Annotated in this window: 13 protein-coding genes; 2 read left to right on the plus strand and 11 right to left on the minus strand. The window is 50.1% G+C overall.

The genetic code is table 11. The features are described 5' to 3' along the window. Nucleotides 1–129: 129 nt before the first annotated feature. The 11 genes from CI959_RS17285 to CI959_RS17335 form a co-directional block, all read right to left on the minus strand. Complete coding sequence (locus tag CI959_RS17285; RefSeq protein WP_057317096.1) at nucleotides 130–2643, minus strand: beta-N-acetylglucosaminidase domain-containing protein; 2514 nt, start codon at nucleotides 2641–2643, stop codon at nucleotides 130–132. 101 nt (nucleotides 2644–2744) lie between these two features. Next, nucleotides 2745–4328 carry a DUF3858 domain-containing protein gene (locus tag CI959_RS17290; protein ID WP_008780583.1) on the minus strand — a complete coding sequence of 528 codons (1584 nt, stop codon included), beginning with the start codon at nucleotides 4326–4328 and terminating at the stop codon, nucleotides 2745–2747. A gap of 13 nt (nucleotides 4329–4341) precedes the next feature. Beyond that, nucleotides 4342–6300: a DUF3857 domain-containing protein gene (locus CI959_RS17295; protein WP_095231507.1), complete on the minus strand. Its 1959-nt coding sequence runs from the start codon at nucleotides 6298–6300 to the stop codon at nucleotides 4342–4344. 2 nt (nucleotides 6301–6302) lie between these two features. Continuing rightward, the gene (locus tag CI959_RS17300) at nucleotides 6303–7370 is read right to left on the minus strand and encodes an AMP-binding protein (protein ID WP_008780584.1); all 1068 of its coding nucleotides are present in this window, start codon (nucleotides 7368–7370) and stop codon (nucleotides 6303–6305) included. Nucleotides 7371–7373: 3 nt separating this feature from the next. Next, nucleotides 7374–8432, minus strand: a complete 1059-nt coding sequence (locus tag CI959_RS17305) for an o-succinylbenzoate synthase (protein WP_036632313.1) — start codon at nucleotides 8430–8432, stop codon at nucleotides 7374–7376. Nucleotides 8433–8469: 37 nt separating this feature from the next. After that, on the minus strand, nucleotides 8470–9294 hold the full coding sequence (gene menB / locus CI959_RS17310; RefSeq protein WP_008780586.1) for a 1,4-dihydroxy-2-naphthoyl-CoA synthase: 825 nt from the start codon (nucleotides 9292–9294) through the stop codon (nucleotides 8470–8472). A 3-nt stretch (nucleotides 9295–9297) separates the two neighbouring features. After that, nucleotides 9298–10986, minus strand: a complete 1689-nt coding sequence (gene menD / locus CI959_RS17315; RefSeq protein ID WP_005856863.1) for a 2-succinyl-5-enolpyruvyl-6-hydroxy-3-cyclohexene-1-carboxylic-acid synthase — start codon at nucleotides 10984–10986, stop codon at nucleotides 9298–9300. Between the two features lie 14 nt (nucleotides 10987–11000). Then, the gene (locus tag CI959_RS17320) at nucleotides 11001–12098 is read right to left on the minus strand and encodes an isochorismate synthase (RefSeq protein ID WP_005856865.1); all 1098 of its coding nucleotides are present in this window, start codon (nucleotides 12096–12098) and stop codon (nucleotides 11001–11003) included. Further along, complete coding sequence (locus CI959_RS17325; protein WP_005856867.1) at nucleotides 12095–13327, minus strand: Cof-type HAD-IIB family hydrolase; 1233 nt, start codon at nucleotides 13325–13327, stop codon at nucleotides 12095–12097. The genes CI959_RS17320 and CI959_RS17325 overlap by 4 nt, the downstream gene beginning before the upstream one ends. 258 nt (nucleotides 13328–13585) lie before the next feature. Then, the gene (locus tag CI959_RS17330; RefSeq protein ID WP_005862248.1) at nucleotides 13586–14392 is read right to left on the minus strand and encodes a Cof-type HAD-IIB family hydrolase; all 807 of its coding nucleotides are present in this window, start codon (nucleotides 14390–14392) and stop codon (nucleotides 13586–13588) included. Then, a complete protein-coding gene (locus tag CI959_RS17335; RefSeq protein WP_036630446.1) occupies nucleotides 14382–16304 on the minus strand; it encodes an AAA domain-containing protein in 1923 nt (640 codons plus the stop codon). Before CI959_RS17335 ends, CI959_RS17330 begins: the two co-directional genes overlap by 11 nt. Nucleotides 16305–16489: 185 nt before the next feature. On the opposite strand from CI959_RS17335, the gene CI959_RS17340 reads away from it, so the two are divergent. Both CI959_RS17340 and CI959_RS17345 read left to right on the plus strand, forming a co-directional pair. Continuing rightward, on the plus strand, nucleotides 16490–16861 hold the full coding sequence (locus CI959_RS17340) for an Hpt domain-containing protein (RefSeq protein ID WP_005856873.1): 372 nt from the start codon (nucleotides 16490–16492) through the stop codon (nucleotides 16859–16861). Nucleotides 16862–16905: 44 nt separating this feature from the next. Further along, nucleotides 16906–18198 carry a serine dehydratase subunit alpha family protein gene (locus CI959_RS17345; protein WP_036630444.1) on the plus strand — a complete coding sequence of 431 codons (1293 nt, stop codon included), beginning with the start codon at nucleotides 16906–16908 and terminating at the stop codon, nucleotides 18196–18198. The last annotated feature ends 1 nt before the right edge of the window (nucleotide 18199 follow it).

Raw genomic sequence — 18199 nt, forward strand, 5'->3', positions numbered from 1 at the left:
ACTTTTAATAGGAATATACAAGCGGAGATGTGCCAAAAATAAGATACACCCGAATTGTACGAATAAATAAAAAAGTACCGATCTCCTTCTTCCATCTAAGAGAGAAAGAAATCGGTACTTTTTTATTTATTATTCCCTAACGATCTGGTGGATATGTATAGATTCTTTTCCTATTGTGGTGATTTCTAAAGAAGAGAAATCCTCGAACATGGTTTTATTTAATTTGATGTAGCCTACGTTTCCTTGATAGACGATGTTTTTCTCGCCATCTTGGGAGAGGCCGGTGATGGATACCAGATTCTCGTTACTTCCGGAGAGGAAGAAAGATACGGCGTTGATATCATCACATTTTATATGAATCATTTCTCCCGGGTTCAAGTTCTTATACGTATCTAGGTTCATATCGTACATCATAAGAGCCTCATTGATTTGCGGGTCTTGTTTGGTTGTCGCCGTGAATCCTAGTACGTATAGCTCCATTTGCTGATCCGAGTTATTTCGCATACGGATATAACGGGCTTTCGGGTCGATGGTGCGGATCGTATCTTTAGCGTTTTCCGTGGAGACATGAGGGATTAGGCTCCAGCTCTTTCCGTCGGCGGACCACTCGAATACCCGTCCGGGTTGGTTGCTTTTCGGAAGATTGAAACAGAAGGATTCCGCTTCTTTCTGGATTTCCCAGCCGATACCCAGATATTGGTTAGGTTGTACCTTGACTACCTCGAATAGGGGAACGTAACCGACCGTATTGTCACCCTCGGCACAAGGCTGGCTCTTTAATTGGTCGATATTCGTGAATATGGAAGGGATGCTAACCTTCACCTCGTCCGGGGCGATACCGTCCGTAGATAGCAGGTTACGACCTGTCTGGCGGTATAAGTCTACGATGAAAGGGTGTAAGACTTTCGATCCGACTTTCACGCCTTTAGGCTGCGCCTTCTGGTTCAGCGTGCGGTTTATCAGTTTCATGCTATCTAGCAAAGCGGATGTTTCCAGATAGCGTTGCCACGTATAAGACCGGTCTTTCTCATACCAAGCGTGCGCCATATGCAGAGCGCTTGTTCCGGCTTTTCCTAAGAACTCGAATTGGATAAGCCATGGATTGATTTGCTCGATCAAGCGTTTATTGGGACTTTGGCTATAGATCATACTCGGGGAAGCCGTGATTTGAGCGAATAAGGTTCCCAGAAGATTCGCGCTTTGCTCCGGGAACGTGTTTTTCTTATATCCGGCGAGGAATGTCTGGATAGGAGCCACATAGTTAGCGGACTCTTCCCGGCGGTATTGATGTCCGTTCGGACCCGGATCGCAGTTATGCTCGCAGAAAATGCGGAAAGCCATGGAGGCCTCCGGCATGATGAAGTCGCAAGCGTCTTTCCATGCCTGTGTAGGATCGTAATTCTCGATATTCCAAGTGTACATTCCAACGCCGAATATAGCGACCTTGGAAGCCTCGGCGTATTCCATAGGATTGGATACGAATCCGGTCATGGTGCCGGCGGCTTGCGTATCTAGGCCGTAGGCGGGTCCCATCAACAAATGATCTTGGCAATAATCGCTTACGGGGAAGTTCCACCAGATATAGGCGGGACGACGGATACGGTTGTTTACCCACTCGACACCTTCTTTCGTGATATCGGCTACGACACGGTCTCCGGTCCACATGATTTGGATGGCGGGGTCGAGTTGGGTACCGAGGATATCCAGATAATCGGTCTTAGCCCATGAGCGGTTGTATTCGGTAGGGCACATGATCAGGGGCTGCACGTCGCTTTTCTTGCGGATAAACTCCTTATGGATGTAATTCAATAAGCCGGCTTGCTTTTCCGGGCGGGCTCCCTCTCCGGATATATCATCGAAGAAGACGGCGAAAGAGCGTACGCCCAAATCGTACATTTTCTCGAATTTGGAAAGGATGTTCATGCTGTCCGTCTGGTTCCATTGAATATCTTGTCCCGGGTGGATGGCCCAAACGAAGTTTACTTTGTTATGGGCGGCCTCTTTCGCTAGTTCCTTGATATGCTCGGCTTCCTCGGCGGGATACGGTTTGCGCCAGTTGGGGGAGCTGTGATAAGGATCATCTTTCGGACCATAGATATAGGTGTTCAGCTTGATCCTTCCGTAAAAGCGGATTTGCTCGATACGGTCGGCGTGGCTCCAAGGCTGTCCGTAGAAGCCTTCCACGGTACCCCGGAATAATACGTCCGGATAGTCCTTGATCGAGCAGAGAGGCAGGATCTTCTTACCCTCGTCATACTTGACCAATTGCTTGAGGGTTTGGGCGGCGTAGAACAAGGAATTATCGTCTACGATCCCGATCGTGATACCTTTTTTAGTGATCGTCAGCGTATAGGCACCCGAGCGTTGCATCTCCGGGGCTTTGTCTTTTAGCTTCTTGATCTCTAAGGGGAGGGATTTGCCGGATTTAGCGAAAGGTAGCGCTTCTTTAAGTAGTCTGACTGCGTCTGCGTCCGGATTATTTATGCCTCGTAGGGCGTATCCATGGGGCGGCGCGTATGTCTGGCTGGAGATAGTTACCTCTTGGGGCTCGGGGAAGATTCCTAGGGATAGCTTTTGGCTATGCGTTAGGTTACAAACGCCTAGAAGGAGCATGGTGGCGAGTAAATACTTTAGTGTCTTCATATACGATATGATTTAATGTTAACGTTCGTAAATGTATGAAATAATTAAACACGGAGCACACGGAATACACAGATTTGTTCCGTGCCCTCCGTATTTAGATCTTATAGGGAGAATAGCAATACCCGGTTATCCGGATTTGTCCATTCATGGATCAAGCTACGCACGTCGCTATATTCGGCGGGAGTGAACTGTTGCTTGTTCAACTCTATCGTACGTACCACCTCGATCGTATTTCCTCTTGGTGTGATCGTGCGGGTTACTTTACCAAAAGGCTTGCTTATCACTTGCTCTTGCGTGGAGGTCTGCAACTTCATGCCCTCGGCGGGAGTAACCGTGTATGTTACCTCTTCCCTGATTAGGGAGGGGAGTTCGAATAAGTTGGAACGCTTGCTGTTCAAGGCACTCATGCCCCAGCTATCGATTCCGGCGGAGATGGCTGGCAATACGCAGATGGCGAAACCGTCTTTTGCTTGATCGGCGGAGATGGCCACGGATCTACTTTCCTTAATCTGAATAGGTGTGGTCTCAATCTCAATGGAAGTTCCGGAGAGGGAGACTACCTTATCTAGTCCGCCACGATTTGTCAGCGGGGAGGCGGATAGGTATTGGTCTTTCCCATCGACAGTGGCTTTTACGGCTAGTGTCTGGATGGCAGCCAGCCCGCAAGCGTCCGTATCGAGATGGCCGGGATAGACGGCGAGGACTTCCGACGGGATTCCGGCGGCATTCAACATCACGTTCAAGAGCTGTGCGATCTCTAGCGGCGTACCGTAAGCACTGCGGAGAACGGTATCGATGTCACGGACGGTATAGCCGGTCATCGCCATGGGGATAGGACAGGTACTGAGATTGTTGAGTATATGGTCTCGGATGATGTTCACCTTCTCTTGTTCGTTACCGCTTTTATCGGTGAGGAATTGGGCGAAGGTTTTGCTCTCGTATCCCTGCGATTCCTTTAAGCGCTTATCCAAAGTGGCTAAGGCCGCTTTACCTGAAGGATAGGTAGAGGCTACCAAGTGGGGTGAAGCCTCACGGTTCTTTGGTTGGAAAGCCTCACGGGAGGAAGCGGGAATGTTCCGTAGTGTCCAGTGTACCTCCTTTATACCGTCATGGCTCTCTTCCACGGCTTTTACGGGGGAGCCGTATAGACCGCAAGCCAAGGGGGTCCCTTCCGGTACGGAAATAGAGACCTTGCATTCCTTCACGGGAGAGGTCTCTTGTAGTCGCTCGTTGATATCCAGAGCCGGATAGTAGCCCGGTTTTGTGATAATAGAGTAATCCAAGTAAATCGTGGCCCCAAGTTCTAGGCCAGTGTGTACCACGACCATTTCCTTGAGTTGGTTATAGGCCGGAGCGTCGGCGGCGAAACGGGGCAGGACCTCCACGAAGGCGTTATCGGGTGTCTTTACGATCGTACCGTCTTTCTGCCTCGTATAGGATGAGTGAATCTTCAGTGTTTGGAAATCGGGATTGTAGACGATAAAACTCTCGCCATACGTGCTATTCATTGCGGTATGCGTGAAGAGCGTCAACTCCATGGAGGATCGATATTCTTGGCTGCCGTCGGCATGCAAGGTCCAAGCTTTCGATACTTTCCCGTACTCAGCCTCCGATGCGGCGAATGAAGTAACCGTCATCGCTAACAAGCTTAGGAGAAGAATCAGTTTATAGGTTATCTTAATCATTGTCTTTCTTTTTTTATTTCTTGATAATCAAATAGTCACCATAACTCTTATAGGCGTTCACGGCGGAACGGAAGCCTTTCCAGTCGGCTGCGTCGTAGACACGCTTCTTCAACGCTAGCTTCTGGCGCAAGACGATGTTCCGGTCGCCTTCCTGTGAAAGGGAACCTTCGAAATCGGCCGCATTGCTTCGCAGGGCGTCATTCTTCGGGGCGTTCAGGAGGGTATAGCCTTTGGGGAGACGGATGGTCTCATCTTGTTCTACCAAACGGGAGCAAGCGTCCTTGAATCCATACGCACGGTTTTCCGGTTTCGTATCGATACGCAAGAAACTCTTCACTTGATTGTAGAGGTTATTCATGACTAGCGGCTTGATAAGCATCTGGTCTCCGGCGATGATCGCATAATCGGGGATCTCATAAGAGAACGTGATCTTGATAGGGGCCGCTTGATAGTTCTTCGGGTCCTTACCGTAATCTACACGAAGCAGTTTGGCGTTGGGGGATACGGCCAGCAATTGCTTCTCCATCGTGTTCTGCCAGTCGGATTGCCATCCGGTGGTGAAGATGCGGCGGATATTGCTGTCGGACTGTCCCTCGGCGGTGATCGTGAATTGTCCGCGGAGCGTGCCTTTCTCGTCTAGGCGGTTGTCAGCGTGGATGCGGACGTAGTGGTTTTCTGGGGCGGAGACAGGGGTCAGGCAGAGGTCGGAGCCTTCGGGCACACCCAGGAGGTAGTTCTGCTGTTGCTCGGCGCTACTCCATAATTCTCGGCAGAAAGGAACCCAAGTCGGGTCGAGAGGCATATACGTGCCGCTAGCCAGTTTTACCACCGCCACGCAATGGTTGAAATGGTCGGCGGGGATGCTTTCTACACGGCTTCCCGCCATGGTCATCGCCGGGTAAGCCTCGAATCCGGCCATGCGGAGGAAGGCGATCAACGTACCGGCGATATCCTTGCAGACACCGCAACGATCGGTATAATTCATCTTTAGGTTGTGAAGCGTGAAACCCTCGCCTTTACCCATCGAGATTCCGGAGTAACGGATGTTATCGGCTACCCAGTGGGTCAATACGGCTATCTTCTCCATTTCCGTCTTCTTGCCTTTGATCAGCTCGTCTACCTTCCTTTGGGCTTCCGGGATCGCGGTAAAGCTTCCGTAATCCTCGTTAACCTTATTGAACCATACGGATTTATCTTCCCAGCGGGGCGTGCTGGACATCATGAGCTTCGGGGCAGCGTCGAATAGGTCTACCATATTCGGTTCCTTGGCGAAAGGAAGGATATCGTCGGAGGCGAAGGTATATACTTTCCGTCCATCCTCATATCGCATGGAAGAGGTACATTCGCCTTGGTAGAACTGGAATTGCAACTCTTTCTCCATCGGCATGGATACCCGGTATACCTTACGCACGGTAGGCTCGGTAGCCCAGAAGGGGACGATATCGTAAAACTGTCCCCGCATAGGAGGGATGAAACGCTCGTCGTCGCCCGCCGTCAGCAAGGCGTAGGTGAAACCTTTCTTGGCGATCTCGTACTCCACGACATCTCCCGGTTGCAGGCGGCCCACTTCCAGCATGATCTGCCGGGCGCCCCAGTAGATGGCACGTGCGGGGGCGGCATAGTCGCAAGCCCCAGTCACGTCGAGATTGATCACGTCGCCATTCGCACGGTAGATCGTGGCGTAACGAAACTCGGCATGCGCCGTCAGCGGGTCGTAATCGTATTTGATGATACGGTTGGCGACGGCTCCCTTGGGAGTCTGTACCTTAAAAGCCTTGCATACGGCGAAAGCCCCCGAGCCGGTAGGTTGTACCGTGACGGCGGTGCTGTCCAGCAAGGTGACGCAGTCGTATCCTGCGTAGGCTTGCGATTTCTCCAAGGTAGGATCTTGCGGGTATCGGCAAGAATCCTGCCCGTACATAGGCGATAAGGCCAATAGGGAGACCGCGGTGATTGTTAGAATCCTTTTCATGTTTATAGTGTTTTTGTGATGATATTTCTCGCTAGCTCCCGGCAGGCGGCACGATCGATCTTGCCGCTTCCGGTTTGGGGGATCTCGCTTGCCTCTATGACGTGCCTTGGACGGAGGTACTTGGGCAGGCTGGCGAGAGCCACTGTCGATACCTCACATGATAGCTGCGCGGAGTCGCTCATGATAGCTTTCATGTGTGGTGTCACCCGAGGGGGTGATACCGTTTCACATGACCTTGGGGCGATTAGTAAGACTACCGCCTCTCCCAACCGAGGGTCGGGGGCGGCGGTGATGGCATAGGGGAGGTCTAGGTAGGGCCGTAGCCGCTCTTCCACCTCCTCGATCTGTATTTTGATTCCTCCGCTATTGATGATATTATCTTTCCTTCCGATAATGGCGAAACTCCCGTCCGGCAGCAGGCGGGCGACATCGTTCGTCACCAGCCGCTCGTCGCAAACCAATGGGGCGTCTATCACCAAGGTATTGTCCGGCGACAAGGATAACGTCACCGAGGGGAAGGGATGGTAATAGGGCGAGGCTTCCGGCCCGTTCAGCCGGCGCAGGGCGACGTGAGACAGCGTCTCCGTCATTCCGTAGGTGGAATAAACCGTGTTTGGCATCTGCCGTATCTCCTGTTCCAAGGCCGCGTCGATCGCCCCGCCGCCGATAATCAGGATATCCGTTTGCTCCAGCCGTTTACGTTCCTCGGGTACTCGCAACGTATTGTAAACCTGCAAGGGGATCATGGCGGCAAAGCGCAGGGGCGTATCCCCCCAATCCGCCAACGGGTGTCCGGAGGGTTCACGCACCTCCAGATCCAGTCCGGCGTATAGGGAGCGGACCACCATCATCTTTCCGGCTATATAGCGCAGGGGCATACATAACAGGGCCTTGTCGCCCTTCTTAAGACCCAGATAATCGCAGGTAAGCCGGGCGCTGTTCAGCATCCGGTCCTTGCGCACTCTCATCCGCTTGGGCGTACCGGTGGAGCCGGAGGTCTGGACTTCCAGAAAAGGGGAGGGATCGTGCCATTCAGCTAAGAATGCCTGTAAATCTTCTTGTATCGGCATAGGTCAAAGGTCGTTGGTGAACCAGATGGTGTCTCCTTTTCGTTGGATCAACCGATGTTTATCATCCTTGAAAATCTCGCCGGTTCCCAGACCTTGCGGTAGCGGGTTACCTAACGTGGCGCACCATTGGGCGATAGCGTTCAGTCCGATTTGCGATTCCAGAGCGGAGGTGACCCACCATTTAGGTTGTTCAGGGGTACTCCCTAAGATAGCTTCCGCTAAGTGAATCCATTCCGTACATCCGGAGATACCTCCGTGGAGGGAAGGCTTTAATATAATGTATTGGGGATGGATAGTTTCCAACAACCGCCGTTTCTCGTCCGGGGCGTTACAGCCGATCAGTTCCTCGTCGAGAGCGATGGGAAGGGGTGACTCTGCCGCAAGGTGTGCCATTTCTTCCAACTGCCCGGCACGGATAGGCTGCTCGATGGAATGTAAGTCCATCTCGGCGAGCCGCTTCAGTTTATCCATCGCCTCCGGGGGAGTGAAAGCGCCGTTGGCATCTACCCGAAGCTCTATTTCCTTGGCGGAGAAATGCGTGCGGATATGTTTCAATAAAGAGAGTTCCCGGTCGAAATCGATAGCGCCGATCTTCAGCTTGACGCAGCGGAAGCCCTCCTTCATCTTTTCCTCTACCTGTTCCAGCATGTACTTATAATCGCCCATCCAGATCAGTCCGTTAATGGGGATGCCCGCTTGCCCCCGCGAGAAGGGCGTGTCGTAATGCCGCCAACCACCCTGTTCATAATGACGCATGGCCATTTCCAATCCGAAAAGGATGGATGGGTAATGGCGCAAAGATTCGGTGTCAACATATCCCTTCTGTTCCAGATCGAGGCAAGCCTTGGATAACGTGATCTCGTAATCCACTCCATAATCGCAACTGAGATCCGGCAGGGGGGCACATTCTCCGATACCAATAACCGAGGGTTCGTCTTCCTTGCGGATTCGGACCTCCCACAATTTCCGGGTCGTGTAAACACCCCGTGAGGTTCCTGCCGGTCGCTTGAAAGTCAAGCACCGGGGAACCACCTCTGTTTTATAAAACCTCTCCTTCACCATTCATTCTCAATTTTCAATTCTCAATTCTCAATTCCCTTTACGGGAACTTCGGGTAATCCTCGAAGCGTGGACGGCGTTTCTCCAAGAATGCCTTGCCGCCTTCCTGCGCCTCGTCCGTCATATAGTAAAGCATGGTAGCGTCTCCGGCCAACTCTTGTATACCGGCCTGTCCGTCCAACTCGGCGTTCAAGCCCGCCTTGATCATGCGCAAGGCCAACGGGCTAAGCAACATCATCTCCTCGGCCCATTGAACGTACTCGTCCTCTAATTTATCCAAGGGGACTACCTTATTTACCAGACCCATATCCAAAGCCTCCTGTGCATTGTACTTGCGGCATAGGAACCAGATCTCACGGGCCTTTTTTTGTCCGATCACACGGGCGAGGTAAGAAGAGCCGAACCCGGCGTCGAAGCTACCCACACGAGGGCCTGTCTGTCCGAAGATAGCGTTCTCGGAAGCGATCGTAAGGTCACAAACCACGTGCAATACGTGTCCGCCGCCGATAGCGAAACCGTTCACGGCTGCGATGACGGGTTTCGGGAGAGAGCGGATCTGCTTTTGTACGTCCAATACGTTCAAGCGAGGTACGCCGTCTTTACCCACGTAGCCGCCACGTCCTTTCACGTTCATATCGCCTCCCGCGCAAAACGCCGTATCTCCGGCTCCTGTCAGAACGACTACGTTAATGTCCGGACGTTCCCGGCAGATGTAAAAGGCGTCGCTCATCTCCGTGGTCGTAGTCGGGGTAAAAGCGTTGCGATACCGTTCCCGGTTTATCGTAATGCGGGCGATGCCGTTGTAGAAATCAAATAAGATCTCCTCGTATTCCTTGATGGTTGTCCATTCTCTTTTCGTTTCCATATATTATATGTTTTGTGCTTGGGATGAATTTTTTAGTTGATGATAATATTCCTTGAGCAATCGTACGTCTTCCGCTTTGTCCGTGAAAACCTCCATGAATAGGGGATGTTCGCTCGGTTGCTCCGTTTGGGTAAAGGCGCTCATCGCAGCTGCCAACTCCTCGGCGTTATGAACGGCGGAGTAGGAGAATCCCCTTTCCGTGGCCCATCCCTCCGCTGAGGTCTGGTGGGAGGCGGTGACGTAACGGTGCGTACGCTCGTTCATCTTGAATCCCGGCAAGGCTTGGAAGATCTCGCCACCTCCGTTGTTCAAGAGCAGGATGCGAAGGTTATTGTGCAAGTTTCCGTTCCACAATGCGTTCATATCATAGAAGAAACTAAGATCGCCTATAACGATAAAGTTTAGTTTTTGCGAGGCCGAGGCGTATCCGATGGCCGTAGACAAAGAGCCTTCGATCCCGCTCGTACCTCGGTTACAACAAACCTCAACCGTCTCGGGTACGGTGTACAATTGCGCGTAACGTACGGTGGAGCTATTCCCCAGATGCAAGGCAGATTCAGCCGGAAGCGAACGTATCAAACCACCGATCGCCGCCATTTCGGAGTAAGCGAACTCCGGCTCCGGCAGATTCCGGGATTTATATTCCCAAGCCTTCGGATATTCAATCTGCCTATTCTCCAGCATATAAGCGATTTTCTCCAGAAACTCGAAAGCGTCCATCTCGATCACCGTGGTCAGGCTACCGAATAAATCCGCTACCTCCCCATCCAATGAGACATGCCAATGCTCCTTAGGCGGGTGTTTCCGCAAAAACTCTTTCAGCCGCTTGGAGACAATATGGCCGCCGTAGGTGATCACGAGCTCGGGAACCAGCTTCTCTTTTTCCTCCTCTGGGGTAGCGTACAGGATGGCGTCGAAATTCTTGATCGGCAATCCCGGTACGATACGGTTGCCGATGTGCTCGGAGAGCCAAGTGAAATGCTTGTATAGTAACTTGCATATTTTCTTCTCGAAGAGATAGATCAAGCTCATTTGTCCCGCTATCATCATTCGCTTGCTATATTTGTTCAAACGCTCGATCAGATCGTCATATTTCCGGTCGTACACGTTTAGGCCTTGATAACGGGTGATTACCCGTACCTTCGGCAATTCGGGTGTCGTGAACTGAAATAAAGGCTCGGAGATCGGGACGTTGATATGAACCGGCCCTTTGCCGTGATGGTTCAGTTCCAACAAAGCCTCGTTGATCAATCGATTACAATACCATTCATCTTGATCCGTATGTATTTCCGGTAGCTGTACCGATTTCTTCACCAGCGAGCCGAACACCCCGGGTTGCGGCAAGGTCTGTCCGTCCATTTGCCCGATCCATGCGGCGGGGCGGTCGGCGGATATCACGACAAGCGGAACTTTCTGATAGAAAGCCTCCGCTACCGCCGGATGTATATTCAGCAAGGCCGTGCCCGAGGTACAGCAAACAGCCGCCGGCTTACCTCCGTGCAACGCTAGCCCTACGGCAAAGAATCCCGCGCTTCGCTCATCCGTCACGGAATGGCAATTGAAGAACGAATGGTTTGCCAATGTGTGCACAATCGGAGAGTTCCGGCTCCCCGGACATAGCACGATATTACTTACGCCGTGCTCTATCAGCAAGGCTACCAATTGAAGGATGTTCTTTTTATCGCTATACATTATATGATATAAAATTATAAATTACCCACTATTCTCCGCATCGTATCTAATTTATCCTCTGTCTCCTGCCACTCATCCTCTAGCTGCGAGGCCGCCAACAGACCGCCTCCGGCATACAGCGTAAAGGTTTGGGGGAGGATATTCATGCAACGGAGGTTTACGTACAGATCTGTTTTGCCTTTGGGATCCAGCCAACCGATGAAACCGGAGTAATAGCTACGATCGTACCCCTCATTCTCGATGATGAAATGATAAGCCTCCTCCTTGGGAAGACCGCAAACGGCTGGAGTAGGGTGTAATAGTTGAAGGACATCACCCAGCTTCTCGGGATTCGGCAAGGAGAAGAAGAAATCGCTTTTCAAATGGGAAACCTCTCCGGCCCGGGCTGAATAAGGCCCCTTCTCCTCGGGAGTAATACCCAAGGTGGACAGCTGGCGGCGTATATAGGAGGCGACTAATTGCTGTTCTCTCCAATTCTTATGGTCCCAGCTTTTCGGTAATTTCCCGTCTCGTAAGGATTGGGTTCCGGCCAAAGCTACCGTTTGCCAGTCGCCTTTCTCGCCGGATAACAAGATTTCCGGTGTCCCACCCATCCAAGTTCCGGTTTCCGGGGTATGGCAAAGGTAGACATAGGAGCGGATATATCGTTCTACTGCGGCGAAGAATGCCTTGCCGGGTGAGAAAGAGGGATCTTTCCGGATCGTTTTGCTACGGGATAGGACTAGTTTATCTTGGCTTCCTTTTAGCAAAGGGCTGGTAAACAGGGAGAAATGGTAAGCGTATCGTTCCTTCTCCTCGGATTCGGATGGGATTTCGATTTCATTCGAAGGGAATTCGTTTTTCTCTCGAGAGAAATCCCAATCGGATTCGGAGGGGATTTCAAAGCAATCCGGTTGGATTAAAACGATAGGTCGTTCCGCTGTCACCTGAAACGGAGCGATTACAAAACCGCTCCGTTCATTTAAGTCTTTTATGTCGTATAATAGGCAAGGAGAGCCGGCGCTTTGCATCCTGAAATGGAGCCTATCCTCACCGGGAATACGCCAAATAGCGAAACTCCGGCCTTGCTTGATCAACGTGTCTATTATTTCGTAAGAATCTCTTGGAATCATTTCTTCTTTAGTATGCTATTGATTACCCGTACCGAGGAAACCAGTTTGTCGGTAGAGGTGAATATGTCTACGTTCCACACATGGGATGAACGGCCTTTGTGGATAATCGTCCCGACGGCACGTACCGTGTCTCCCTCGTGGGCGGACGACATATGGCTGCCGCTAACTTGCATGCCGACTACCATCTCGTCCGGTTTCGCCAGAATCATGGAACCTAGTCCGGCCACGGTCTCCGCCAAAGCCAGCGTAGCGCCTCCGTGCAAGATACCGAAAGGCTGGCGGGTCCGTTCGTCTACAGGCATGGTCGCTTCCACACGATCCTCCGACGCATAGGTATATTGAATGCCTAGATTACCCATTAAGGCATGTTTGGCCCGTGCGTTTAGTTGATCTAACGGAACCTCCGTGGGTTTGATCGTGGCAAGGATCGCTTTCTCGATCGCTACCGCCACACCATCCATATTATTAGATAAGGTCGTGAAATCGGCGCAAGCCTTTACGGAGTCGCGTGCGTTACCCATCGCCACGCCGGTACCGGCTAATTGAAGCATGGATACGTCGGCTACGCCATCACCAATAGCGACAACCTCTTCGGTCGTGATATTCAGCATCTCCATCAATACCGCCAACGTATTTCCCTTATTGATGAAATGAGGAGCTACCTCCAAGAAATAGTCCTCGGAGCGGAAAGCTTCCAATACCCCGTCCAGACGTTTCTTCCAATGATTTTCGAGACCCACTAGATTGTTCTCGTCATCGCTGGTAAGAATACACTTACAGGGTGCGAAATCCACCGCTTCCGGGAAATTCTCCACACCGATGATGCGCATCTTATTGAGTTCGGCCTCCTCTTGGACATGCTTGTTTTCCGGGCTATCGGTCAGGATATAGTCCTTGTGATACGTGAAGATAGCAAAACCGTTTTCCTTCGCCTTCCGGTTCAAATAAGGAATCATGGCCGGATCGATTCGTTTCTCGAACATCAATTCTCCGGTCTGGGCATTGATGATCTGACCTCCGTTATAAGATAATATGAAACCACCGTAATGATTCAATTCAAGAGCCTCCGCCAAGGGTTGAACCCCGTTGGTGGGTCGGCCGGATGCCAATACAACATGAACTCCCATCTGCTGAGCCTTTAACAGGGCGGCATGGGTCCGGGGAGTTATCTCTTTCTTGTCGTTAAGCAACGTCCCATCTACGTCTAAGACTAATAATTTGTACTTCATGGCGTCTTATTTTATGGTTTAGAATACAAATGTACATAAAATAGTTGATAGTTAGAAGACATTTCCATGAAAGGAATTTACGTATATCGGCGCAAGCTCACGCCTATATCGGTGTAGCCTTGCGGCGATATACGTACAGGCTTATGCCGATATAGGCATTGGCCTGTGCCGATACTGGTGTAAATGTCTCTGAAAAAACACGTACGTGTTCTCGCGAAAACATGTACGTGTTTCTCGGAAAATACGTACGTGTTTTTTTCAAAGCAATTCTTGGATGAAACGAGCCACTCCATCCTCATCGTTCGTGTATTGGGTGATGCGGTCGGCATTGGCCTTGACAGGGGGCTGGGCGTTGGCCATAGCGACTCCCAATCCGGCGAAACGGATCATGGATACATCGTTGAAACCGTCGCCGATAGCGATCACTTCCTCCTGTTTTATCCGGGTTCGCTCTAGTAAGCGGGATAACGAGGCGGCTTTGTCGATGCCTTTGGGGACAAGCTCCAGATAGAATGCCTCGGAACGATATACGTTGATACGTTTCCCTAATTCTTGGCGGAGCTTCTCTTCCAACGGTACCAACATCTCCGGTTCGCCTACCACCAAGCATTTATCGGCTGGCTGATGCAAATCCCGCAGGAAATCGTCGGTAGCCTTGATCTTCATTTTGGTTAAGAAAGATTCGTATTGTACGTATTTATTTTCCGGGTGTTCGCTTAAGATATATTTACCGTTGTAGGAAAGGATAGCCAGTCCCGCTTCTTTGGAGCGGTTGTATAAAACAGGTACGATATCGGGTGGCAAAGCCTGTTCGAAAAGTACTTTGTCTGTCATCAAGTCGATCACCTTACCGCCGTTGAAGGAAAGGATAAAACCACCATATTGCTTTATGTTCAGTTCCTCGGCTAAAGGCACGATACCGTAGGTGGGCCGGCCGGAGGCTAAGACCAGATGCAATCCTTTTTCCTGCGCTTGCAGAAGGGTTTCCCTCGTAAACGGGGTGATCTCTTTTTTACTGTTTGTCAGTGTACCGTCTAAATCCAGTACCAATAATTTATAGTTCATGCTCTTGTTTCGTGTTGATCGTGATTATTTTACCTCTTTGGGAGATATAATTATAGAGTTCTTTATAAAATGCGTGCCGGGTAAGGGTGGAAGCGTCTCCCAAGATCATCAGTTTCATACGGGCACGGGTGATCGCTACGTTCATGCGCCGTAAGTCGTTCAAGAAGCCTATCTTTCCATCCTCGTTGGCCCTCACCAAACTGATCAAGATGACATCGCGTTCTTGCCCTTGGAAACCGTCTACGGTATGTACGGTAATCAGTCTGCGTAAAGGCTTGAAGAAAGCGTCCTGTTTGATTAATTTACGGATGTATTGTACCTGCGCCTTATAAGGGGAGATCAATCCGAAGTCGATATTCTCCTCCAGCACTCTCTCCTTGGATATTTTCTGTATATAGGAGCGTAATTGTTCCACGAGCAATTCCGCCTCTTGCCTGTTGACACGGCTCATGGTCTCCTCTCTCGTATTTTCCGTGAAATCGCACTCGGACGTATCGAACCATACGATGGGAGTGTCCAGTCGCAAGATTCCTCGCCCACTTACCTCGGGAGCGGATTCGAGTTCGTTATGATAGAACCATTGGGAGGAGAAGCGCATGATATCCTCGTGCATACGATATTGGATCTTCAGGAGAGAGACTGTTTCCGGTTTCGTGTGGGCTATCTTTTGCATCAAGGTACGTCCTAAGCCTTCTCGTTCCGCTTCTATACATTTAATAGTAGGGGGCAATTGGTGATGATCGCCCGCTAGTATGACCCGGTCCGCCTTGCCGATCGCTATCCAGCAAGCGGCTTCCAAGGCTTGGGCGGCCTCGTCGATAAACAAGGTCGTGAAGTGCCGGTTCATCATGACCCGGTTTGCGGAGCCAACCAAGGTGCAAGCAACGACACGAGCCTCGTCGAACAGCTCTGTATCGATCTTGACTTCCAGTTCGGTCGCCCGGAATTTCAAACGGGAGAGGCGGTTTCGGATCGTATCCCGTTCCTCCCGGCTTTTCTTTCGCATATTGGATTGTATATCCCGTATCGCTTTCCGGATGCTCCATAATTCGGGATAATCCGGATGCGACTCGAAACGGCGTTCATATGTGAAAGAGAGCATCTTGTCATTGATACGAGTGGGGTTCCCGATGCGCAGGACGTTAATGCCTCTATCTACCAGTTTCTCCGAGATGCAGTCTACGGCGGTATTACTTTGGGCGCAAACGATCACTTGATTCTCCCGGTGAAGGGTCTCGTAAATGGCTTCCACCAAGGTGGTTGTTTTCCCAGTTCCGGGAGGGCCGTGTACGATAGATACTTGTTTCGCTCCCAATACCTTATTTACGGCTTCTTCCTGAGAACGGTTCAACCAAGGGAAGCGGATCGGGAATAATTCCCGCTGTCCCGGTTTTTCCTGTCCCAGCAATACATCCCTTAGATGAGAGAGTTGGTTGTTTTTTGCCCGCATCACGTCCGAGAGAGCGGAAAACATCGTTTTATAGCTGGTCTCGTCGAAGTAGAGTTGCACGCCGAGATCATTGCTTTTTCCTTGTATATCCATCAAGGCGGAAGGAGTGGGGAGAACTACCACCATCCGGTCCTCTTGCACGTAGCTGATCGTGGCGGAGAAATCCAGATACTTAAATTTACCACTGATATCTGCCGTAAAGAAGCAAACCGGGCGCCCGTACTCAAAATTATGCTCGATCTCCCGGTCTTCTGTCCTTTCGATCTCGATCACCAATTGGTTTAAGGAGTTATAATAACTGCGTCCCGGAGTGACCGGATACCAACAGAGGCCCTGCGCCACTCGTTTTCGCAAACCCGTACGCTCGGATTGCTGTCGGTATGTTTCCTTCTCATATTCATATTCTTTCTGCAGGAGATCATATTGATGTTGCAAATCTACAAGCGGCGATGAAATTCCCATTCCTTTATCAATTCAATTAATCGGATAAATACAGCCCGGGCGTTCTAGGTCCCGAAGTAGGCGACAAAAGTACTAAAATTATCGTTCCGTACCCAAGTTGCGGTAAGTAAAGAAAAAGAATACCGCTAACGTTGGTAGTGTCTATAAAATTCCTAATTTTGTACGAAAACTAATATCATAAAAAAATGAATGAGAACGATGCTTTTTATAACGCATTAATAGATGTAGCTGCTTGGGATAAAGAGAATACCTTAGATCGTTTTATGAATAGTGATAGCCTCTTCAAAAAGTTTCTATATAAATTTATTACTACAGACGGTTCGTATGTGAAATTACGGAGCTCTTTAGTAGAGCGGGATTTGGAGAATGCCAAGCTATATTCGCATACCTTGAAAGGGATAGCCGCTAATTTAGGTCTGGTAAATCTATTCGATGTATCGAATAATATACTATCGCTGTTAAGAGAAGGGAATCTGGAAGAAGCGTTGCGTTATGAAGATGCATTGGGAAAACAATACGATGCCTTGCGAGATATCGTTGTTGAGTTTTGTTCTTAATCTATTGTATATTAACTATCTAATTCTAAATAAAGACTATCAGTATGGATACTATCATAAAAACTCAAATTATAGATTTGATTCACAGGGAGGTAATCCCTGCTATCGGATGTACGGAACCTATTGCCGTGGCTTTGGCGGCCGCAAAAGCGGCGGAAGTGCTGGGGCGTAAGCCAGAGAAGATAGAGGTTTATCTGAGCGCCAATATCCTGAAGAATGCCATGGGAGTAGGAATCCCGGGGACTGGCATGGTGGGGTTGCCTATCGCTATCGCCTTGGGATCGATCATCGGTAAGTCCGCTTATGGGCTAGAGGTGCTGAAAGACTTGACTCCGGAGGGATTGAAAGAAGGTAAGGAAATGGTCTGCAAGAAATGTATCGGTATAGACCTGAAAGAGAATGTAGATAAACTTTATATCGAAATTATAAGTTCTGCAGGGAACGATCGTTCAAGGGTGATCATTTGCCATGAGCATACCCATATAATATATGTAGAGAAAAACGGGGAGGTATTGACTGATTTACGTATGGCAAACGCTTCTGGCGAGGAAGTATGTGAGAATAAGGATTTACGTCTTTCCTTCTCTATGGTCTATGAGTTTGCCATGGAAATGCCATTGGATGAGATTCGTTTTATTTTAGAAACAGCTGAGTTGAATAAGAAAGCCGCCCAAGCTTCCATGAAAGGCAATTACGGACATACTGTAAGCAAGACGGTCTCGGGTGCTTTCGGCCGTAAGTTCATGGGAGATTCCGCTTATACGCATATGTTGATCATGACTTCCGCCGCTTGCGACGCTCGCATGGACGGCGCTATGATCCCGGTGATGAGTAATTCGGGAAGCGGTAATCAAGGAATCGCCGCTACGCTTCCGGTTCTTTCTTTCGCCGAGGATATCCAATGCTCGGAAGAGCAACTGATCCGTGCGTTGATGTTAAGCCATTTGATGGTGATCTATATCAAGCAAAGTCTGGGACGCTTGTCCGCCCTTTGCGGTTGTGTGGTTGCCGCTACGGGAGCGAGTTGCGCTATCACCTATTTGATGGGAGGAAATAAGGCGCGGATTTCTTATGCGATCAAGAATATGATCGGTAATATTACCGGAATGATCTGTGACGGTGCCAAGCCGAGTTGCGCGATGAAAGTATCTAGTGGCGTATCTACGGCGATGCTTTCCGCTTTGATGGCCATGGAGGATAAGGTGGTGACTTCCGTGGAAGGTATCATCGATGAGGATGTGGATAAATCGATCGCGAACTTGACCGCTATCGGTTCTAAAGGAATGGAGGCGACGGATCGTCTGGTGCTGGACATCATGACCGGTAAATCTTGTTAAT

This window comes from Parabacteroides sp. AT13 (assembly GCF_002272965.1).
GTDB lineage: Bacteria > Bacteroidota > Bacteroidia > Bacteroidales > Tannerellaceae > Parabacteroides > Parabacteroides distasonis.

Coding starts and splice junctions, on each gene's coding strand:
- CI959_RS17285 (WP_057317096.1), bottom strand. CDS start 2,643: ATGAAGACACTAAAGTATTTACTCGCCACCATGCTCCTTCTAGGCGTT.
- CI959_RS17290 (WP_008780583.1), bottom strand. CDS start 4,328: ATGATTAAGATAACCTATAAACTGATTCTTCTCCTAAGCTTGTTAGCG.
- CI959_RS17295 (WP_095231507.1), bottom strand. CDS start 6,300: ATGAAAAGGATTCTAACAATCACCGCGGTCTCCCTATTGGCCTTATCG.
- CI959_RS17300 (WP_008780584.1), bottom strand. CDS start 7,370: ATGCCGATACAAGAAGATTTACAGGCATTCTTAGCTGAATGGCACGAT.
- CI959_RS17305 (WP_036632313.1), bottom strand. CDS start 8,432: ATGGTGAAGGAGAGGTTTTATAAAACAGAGGTGGTTCCCCGGTGCTTG.
- menB (WP_008780586.1), bottom strand. CDS start 9,294: ATGGAAACGAAAAGAGAATGGACAACCATCAAGGAATACGAGGAGATC.
- menD (WP_005856863.1), bottom strand. CDS start 10,986: ATGTATAGCGATAAAAAGAACATCCTTCAATTGGTAGCCTTGCTGATA.
- CI959_RS17320 (WP_005856865.1), bottom strand. CDS start 12,098: ATGATTCCAAGAGATTCTTACGAAATAATAGACACGTTGATCAAGCAA.
- CI959_RS17325 (WP_005856867.1), bottom strand. CDS start 13,327: ATGAAGTACAAATTATTAGTCTTAGACGTAGATGGGACGTTGCTTAAC.
- CI959_RS17330 (WP_005862248.1), bottom strand. CDS start 14,392: ATGAACTATAAATTATTGGTACTGGATTTAGACGGTACACTGACAAAC.
- CI959_RS17335 (WP_036630446.1), bottom strand. CDS start 16,304: ATGGGAATTTCATCGCCGCTTGTAGATTTGCAACATCAATATGATCTC.
- CI959_RS17340 (WP_005856873.1), top strand. CDS start 16,490: ATGAATGAGAACGATGCTTTTTATAACGCATTAATAGATGTAGCTGCT.
- CI959_RS17345 (WP_036630444.1), top strand. CDS start 16,906: ATGGATACTATCATAAAAACTCAAATTATAGATTTGATTCACAGGGAG.